Origin of the sequence: Pseudidiomarina sp. (assembly GCF_048267825.1) — a bacterium.
Taxonomy (GTDB): domain Bacteria; phylum Pseudomonadota; class Gammaproteobacteria; order Enterobacterales; family Alteromonadaceae; genus Pseudidiomarina.
Genome location: NZ_JBLWWR010000031.1, coordinates 1 through 5245 on the forward strand (window position 1 = coordinate 1; position 5245 = coordinate 5245).

Below are 5245 nucleotides of genomic sequence, written 5' to 3' on the forward strand. Positions count from 1 at the left end.
GGGCAAAAGCCGGCCCGGAGTCGCAAGCTCAGGCAACCAAAGTAACTAGCGCCCTTGGAGGCACATCATGGCTCTTACAGTCAACACAAACATCCCGTCGCTGAACACCCAACGCAACATCAACAGCACGTCCAACGCCCTGAACACCTCCATGCAGCGCCTGTCCACCGGTAGCCGCATTAACAGCGCGAAAGACGACGCCGCCGGTCTGCAGATCTCCAACCGCTTGACCAACCAGATCAGCGGTCTGAACGTCGCCGTACGCAACGCCAACGACGGTATCTCCCTGGCGCAAACCGCTGAAGGCGCCCTGCAGCAGTCCACTAATATCCTGCAGCGTATTCGTGACCTGGCGATCCAGTCCGCCAACGGCTCGAACAGCGATGCCGACCGTGCCGCCCTGCAAAAAGAAGTATCTGCTCAGCAGGCCGAACTGACTCGTATCGCTGAAACCACCACCTTCGGTGGCAGGAAGTTGATGGATGGCTCCTTTGGTACCTCCAGCTTTCAGGTGGGTTCCAATGCCTATGAAACGATTGACGTAACAGTAAAGAACGCATCCGCTAGTGCTATTGGATCCTACCAAGTTGGCAGCGAAGCGAGAGGCGCCTCTGTTACAGGTGTTCCTGTGGCAGGGGATCTTTCAACAGTTACAGCAAGCGTCGTTGCAGATGCAGATAACGCATTCTCTGAGACAAGCCTTAGGGTGGTTGGAGGCGGTTCGGATGAGACCGTGTCAGTATCGGCTGATGATAGCGCCAAATCATTGGCAGCAAAGCTGGATGGAGCGATCCCTGGGTTGAGCGCTACCGCGCGCACAGTGTTTAAAGCCGAGGTAACACCGGTTGCCGGACAGTCAACTGACTTCACCCTGACCGTTGGTTCTGGCGATGGCGCCAGAGAAGTAAAACTTGTCGGAGTTACCTCGACCGAAAGCCTAGCTGATCAAATTAACTCAAACGCTTCTAAGTTGGGTCTGAAGGCCAATCTTTCTTCCGAGGGTGTGCTGACAATAGAGTCGGCTACAGGTGAAAACGTAAAGTTTGGTCAAGGAAGCAACGCTAACGTTGCTATGGCCGTCCAGGTGCAGGATGCAAATGGTGAGTTTGGGCTAAAAACATCAGTCGGAGATGCGGCGGGCAAGACAGTTGTTGGTTATTTGCAATTAAACTCGCCAGAAAGTTATGCGATTTCTGCAGACGCGATTGATGATGTAGAGCAAGACTTCACTCAGATCAGCTTTACATTAGCAAAAGGTACGGCTGGTACTGCAGACGTAGACACTGACGCTGCATATTTTACGATTGATGAGATTGTGATCGGTGCGGCAGGTGGGAAGCCTGGTGCCACGATAGATCTTAGCGATAAAAAATTTACTAGCGTTGATGAATTGCGAGACGCTATAAAGGAAAAAGATACCAGCGGTGCTCTTGTCGTAGGAAACGATGGAACCATTAGTTCGGCTAACGGTGGTGCTATAACAATCGCTCAAGCGGAACAATACGCCGCAGACGGCGGCGCTGCTACGACTCGCGAGTTTACCCTTGAGGCTACTCAGCTGGCAGAAACAGCTGGCGTGGCAACCACTGCGGTAGATCTTACTACCGCAGCGGCTGCTTCGGCGTTCGCCGCAAGGACCGAATCAATTGACGGCGTGCCAGGAAGCTATCAGTTGTTCGGTGCTGCCAGTGCAGAAAAGAGTGCTGTGAGCGAGCTTGACATTTCCACTGCTGATGGTGCTCAGCGTGCTCTCGCAGTGGTTGATAACGCCCTGGCCGCTATTGATGCGCAACGCGCCGACCTCGGTGCGGTGCAGAACCGCTTCGATAACACCATCAACAACCTGCAGAACATCTCGGAAAATGCCTCGGCTGCCCGCAGCCGGATCATGGACACCGACTACGCTGCAGAAACCGCCAACCTGTCGAAGAACCAGGTGCTGCAACAGGCTGGTACTGCGATCCTGGCGCAAGCCAAGCAGTTGCCGCAGGCTGTGCTGTCGCTGCTCCAGTAAAGCGAAAGCTGTCTGGTAAACAGGAGGAAGGAGTTTAGGCTCCTTCCTCCTTTTCGCGTTGTGAGGTGTTCAAGATGGAAACGGTAAATCTCACTTCTTCGCTGCAACCAAGCGGGACTCGGCCTGACGTGCCGGTCAGGAGTTTGGAGCAGTCCGATAAAGCCTCGCAGGTTTTGGGAGGCGAGAAAGCCAAGGACAGCCAGGCTTCCCTCGCTGAGAGTGCAAACTCGGCGGTCGAGAAGTTCAAGACGCTCGTGCAGGACCTTCAGCGCAACCTTGATTTCAGCGTTGATGACTCCAGCGGTCAGGTTGTCGTCAAGGTTATGGATGGCGAGTCCGGAAAGTTGATTCGCCAGATACCGTCTGAAGATTTGCTGCGTCTATCCGAGCGACTTGAGGATATGCGCAGCTTACTGTTCAAGGCGGAAGCCTAAGGCACGAATATTGGATGTACTTGCTGATTGCCGGGCGTTGCCTGGCTTTCGGACATATTTTTGACGAGGTGGCGTATGGCGGGTATCACAGGTATCGGTTCCGGCATGGACATCGATTCAATGGTTAAAGCCATTTCATCAGCTGAGAAGGCGCCGAAAGAGAGCCAGCTCAAACGAGTCGAAGCCAAGACGACCACCCAATTGACATCCCTCGGGCAGTTGAAGGGTGCGATCAGCAACTTCCAATCAGCGCTATCGACGCTCAACAGCCCGTCCTCGTTTCTTGCCCGCAAGGCCACTTCCTCAGATACGGCAGTTCTAACCGCTACGGCCAGCCAAAGCGCAGTCGCGGGCAGCTATAAGCTTGAAGTCGAGAAGCTGGCTAGCAACAGCAAAGTCGCCTTGGCTGCGATACCTGTCGATGATGGAACCAAGCTGAACGCTGGTACCTTGAGCATCAAGGTGGGCGGTACGGCTGCGCTGGATATTGTCGTCGACTCGACCAATAACACGTTGGCGGGTGTTCGAGATGCCATCAACAAAGCAGGCGCAAGCGCCGGCGTCAGCGCGACCATTATTACCGATGACCAAGGCTCACGGCTGGTGCTGAGCAGTAGCAAGACTGGTGACGGTAACGACATTACCGTTTCGGCCGTCAATGCGGACCCTGCGGAAGCCAATCAGTCTTTGACCAGGCTGGCCTATAGCGGCCCAGCCGTGGCGCCCGATGTTGGTGATGTTGCTAAATATCCCGACGGGGAACTCGACACCAGCTACATCACGGATAAGGCTGCATACGATGCGCGGATGGCTGATGCAGGCGCAGGCAAGACGCTAGCCGTCGCGCAAAGTGCCAAGTTCACAATCGACGGCCTTTCGGTTACGCGTGATAGCAACAGCGTCGATGATGTTGTCAGCGGTATTAGCTTCGAGCTTAAAAAAGAAGGCTCCAGCAGCCTGACCATTTCGCGCGACGAGGCCGGCGTGCAGGGTAATGTCAAAAAATTCGTCGATGCGTACAACACGCTGATGACCTTCATCAACACCGAGACGAAAGTTACAACGGTCAATGAGAACGACGCGCCGGTCACTGGCGCCTTGGTGGGCGATAGCTCGGTTCGATCACTGATCAATACCATACGCTCGGAATTGGTCTCGCCTCAGGGCGATGGAGCAATACGTGCCTTGGCCGATATGGGCATCACGACCAAGAAAGACGGTACTTTGGAGATGGACGCCACCAAGGTGGGCAAAGCGATCAGCTCCAACTTCGAAGGCGTGGCTGCATATTTTACTGGGGATACCGGCTTGGCGAACCGCCTGGGTGCGCGGTTGAAGCCCTATACCGACGCTGGCGGAATTCTGGAGTCGAGAACTGGTGCGCTGCAAGAGACCATCGAAAAAGTCGACAAGCAGAAGGAAGAGCTGACCAAGCGTATTACGGCATTGGAAGAGCGGTTGTATAAACAATTCAACGCCATGGATACGATGGTGGCTCAGCTTACCCGCACCAGCGATAGCCTTACTCAGCTATTCGACAGCATGCCCGGCTTCGTTACCCAGAAGGATTGACGCTGAAACTTCGCTCGTTCGCAGCCTAAAGCTATTTGCGGAACAGTCGATAAGTTAAACAGTATCGCTAATCGCTTGGAGCCCATCATGTACGCAATGTCCGCAATGAAGCAGTATCAGCAAGTAGGTGTGCAGGCCCAGGTGAACGAGGCCAGCCCGCACCGCTTGATACAGATGCTTATGCAGGGTGGCCTGGATCGGATTTATCAGGCTAAAGGCGCAATCGAGTTCGGGCGGGTAGCCGAGAAGGGCGAGCTGATTGGCAAGAGTATCGGCATCATTGGTGGCCTGCGCGAGGCGCTGGATTTGAATGAAGGCGGCGAGCTCGCACAGAACCTTGATCGCCTCTACGAATACATGATCATGCGCCTGACCGAGGCTAATCGTAAGAACGATCCTGCGCCGCTCGGCGAGGTGGCCGACTTGCTCCGCGAGGTCAAGTCAGGCTGGGACGGGATCAGTGATTGATCGATTCGTAGGGGTAGCGCTCGATGCTTAGTTTGGTGGATCGGCTTCAGGCGCAAGTCAGGTTGCTGCGCGAAGCGCTTGCTCGCCTCGACTGGGAAGCGGTAGCGCGGCTTGATAAGCAGTCTCGTGTTCTGGTTAAAGCGGTTGCAACCAGCGAATCGTGGAACGACCGTGAGCTGCATCTAGGGATCAGCGAGCTATCGCAGATCTACGCTGAGCTTCAGCAGGCTGGCAGATCGGAGCGAGAGCGATTGGCTGGGGAGTTGACGCGCTTGAACCAGTCGAAGCAGGTTAATCAGGCGTATACGCCATTGGGCTGAAGCGGTTGGGATCGATGTCTGTTTCCGGCTTTGGTGGGCTGAAGCCCACCCTACAGGTGACGTAGGTTGGATTGGCCGACGGAGTACTCAGACGTTCGGGGTGGTGCGGTTGCGGTGCAGGCGCGAGGGACGTGGGTCGTTCGTGGTCAACGATGGAAGTGGCTCCGGCCCTTCAACCTATGCAACGTGAATCACCGTGCCGCGGCTTGGTGGGCTGAAGCGGAGCGCCGCTCGGCGCACCCTTCGGGTTACAGGGGACGCAGGGTGGATGGCGCATTACCCATCCACCGCAACAAAAGCCCGGATTTGCCGCTTATCAAATCTGCCGCTTAGCGGTACTCACACAAGTAGGCAGTCGCCTCGGCTACTTTCAGCTGAAACTTGCTGTTGGCCGGTACGGTGAACTGGGTGCCAGCGCCGAAAGTTTCGTAGTTTTC

General features: G+C 55.4%; 6 protein-coding genes. 5 read left to right on the top strand and 1 reads right to left on the bottom strand.

All coding sequences use genetic code 11. The features are described 5' to 3' along the window. Positions 1-67 precede the first annotated feature (67 nt). The 5 genes from ACN0UN_RS11695 (at position 68) to ACN0UN_RS11715 (ending at position 4808) form a co-directional block, all read left to right on the top strand. Positions 68-2014, top strand: coding sequence for a flagellin (locus ACN0UN_RS11695; RefSeq protein ID WP_417660118.1), 1947 nt, complete (start codon positions 68-70; stop codon positions 2012-2014). Between the two features lie 74 nt (positions 2015-2088). Further along, complete coding sequence (locus ACN0UN_RS11700; RefSeq protein WP_417660119.1) at positions 2089-2448, top strand: flagellar protein FlaG; 360 nt, start codon at positions 2089-2091, stop codon at positions 2446-2448. A 75-nt stretch (positions 2449-2523) separates the two neighbouring features. Next, positions 2524-4020, top strand: a complete 1497-nt coding sequence (gene fliD / locus ACN0UN_RS11705; RefSeq protein ID WP_417660120.1) for a flagellar filament capping protein FliD — start codon at positions 2524-2526, stop codon at positions 4018-4020. Between the two features lie 87 nt (positions 4021-4107). Then, positions 4108-4488 carry a flagellar export chaperone FliS gene (fliS, locus tag ACN0UN_RS11710; RefSeq protein WP_417660121.1) on the top strand — a complete coding sequence of 127 codons (381 nt, stop codon included), beginning with the start codon at positions 4108-4110 and terminating at the stop codon, positions 4486-4488. Positions 4489-4511: 23 nt separating this feature from the next. Continuing rightward, positions 4512-4808 carry a hypothetical protein gene (locus tag ACN0UN_RS11715; RefSeq protein WP_417660122.1) on the top strand — a complete coding sequence of 99 codons (297 nt, stop codon included), beginning with the start codon at positions 4512-4514 and terminating at the stop codon, positions 4806-4808. Between the two features lie 329 nt (positions 4809-5137). On the opposite strand, the gene ACN0UN_RS11720 is transcribed toward ACN0UN_RS11715, so the two are convergent. Continuing rightward, positions 5138-5245 (bottom strand): pyrimidine/purine nucleoside phosphorylase (locus tag ACN0UN_RS11720; protein ID WP_417660123.1); only part of this gene is annotated, 108 nt, incomplete at its 5' end.

Excerpts from the sequence above, each read along its gene's own strand:
- fliD (WP_417660120.1), top strand. The coding sequence starts at position 2,524 with ATGGCGGGTATCACAGGTATCGGTTCCGGCATGGACATCGATTCAATG.
- ACN0UN_RS11715 (WP_417660122.1), top strand. The coding sequence starts at position 4,512 with ATGCTTAGTTTGGTGGATCGGCTTCAGGCGCAAGTCAGGTTGCTGCGC.
- fliS (WP_417660121.1), top strand. The coding sequence starts at position 4,108 with ATGTACGCAATGTCCGCAATGAAGCAGTATCAGCAAGTAGGTGTGCAG.
- ACN0UN_RS11700 (WP_417660119.1), top strand. The coding sequence starts at position 2,089 with ATGGAAACGGTAAATCTCACTTCTTCGCTGCAACCAAGCGGGACTCGG.
- ACN0UN_RS11695 (WP_417660118.1), top strand. The coding sequence starts at position 68 with ATGGCTCTTACAGTCAACACAAACATCCCGTCGCTGAACACCCAACGC.